This is a genomic window from Pseudoalteromonas sp. SR45-6, from assembly GCF_014163545.1.
Lineage (GTDB): Bacteria > Pseudomonadota > Gammaproteobacteria > Enterobacterales > Alteromonadaceae > Pseudoalteromonas > Pseudoalteromonas rhizosphaerae.
On record NZ_JACJDM010000214.1, the window covers coordinates 1 to 330 of the forward strand.

The window sequence follows — 330 nt, forward strand, 5'->3', positions numbered from 1 at the left end:
ATACCAATCTGCCAAATTATGTGATCTAATTAGCACACTGATACTTATCTACTTTTACTAAATTGAACTTAGAAAAATCCAAGCAACTTTTAGCTTTATCACGTAAAGAGCCTAATGCGAGAAAGCGAATACGCCTGCTTGCTGTTTCATTATTCTTTGAGGGTGAAAACAGAACGAATATTGCTAAGCGGCTAAATACAGCGCGCGGCAGTGTCAATAAATGGGTTTCAAACTACCTTAATAATGGCGTTACTGGCTTGAACAACAAACCGATTAAAGGTCGTCCAGCTAAATTAACCTTACAACAACTAAACACACTGTCAGATTATG

Annotated in this window: 1 protein-coding gene; it reads left to right on the top strand. The window is 37.3% G+C overall.

Annotation, left to right across the window (positions count from 1 at the left end; genetic code table 11):
• Positions 1-62: 62 nt before the first annotated feature.
• Positions 63-330, top strand: a 268-nt coding sequence (locus H5158_RS22970; protein ID WP_182740998.1) for a helix-turn-helix domain-containing protein, incomplete at its 3' end; no start/stop codon positions are given.